The organism is Mesorhizobium sp. WSM4832 (assembly GCF_055811115.1).
This window is the reverse complement of the sequence record NZ_JBVVQH010000070.1, coordinates 1-346: the sequence shown is the minus strand read 5'-3', so window position 1 is coordinate 346 and position 346 is coordinate 1. Positions and strand designations below refer to the sequence as shown.

1 pseudogene is annotated in these 346 nt (G+C 54.9%); it reads left to right on the top strand.

Features of this window, described 5'->3' with window-relative positions:
* Positions 1–99 precede the first annotated feature (99 nt).
* Positions 100–346 (top strand): annotated as a pseudogene (locus AC0L2L_RS33390) (hypothetical protein); the annotation flags it as partial.

The following is a 346-nucleotide window of genomic DNA, read 5'->3' as shown; positions in this document are numbered from 1 at the left end:
GTTCTGGGACAACGACATGCATAAAAACAAAAACTTAAAGCGTGTCGCCTGAATCCGTTTCAGCGCGACACGCTTTAAGTGCTGCGGGCGATTTCTGGGTTGAACGCATCCGCCCGGCGGAACGGTTGTGGCTGCTATCGCCGGAATGGCTGGCAACGGATCGCCGGCCAAAATTCAACGAAGCCAGCTTACCATTTTTCCCTTCGTGGATATCTCCACGAGAAATCGAAAAAAGAGCGATCCTGGCTGTTGACAGTTCGACGAGGTGGCGACTATATACGCCCCACCAACGAGGGCGGCGCGCCGCTGGCGACGAAGAAGTTTGCTTCTAGATCTGCCCTCTGCG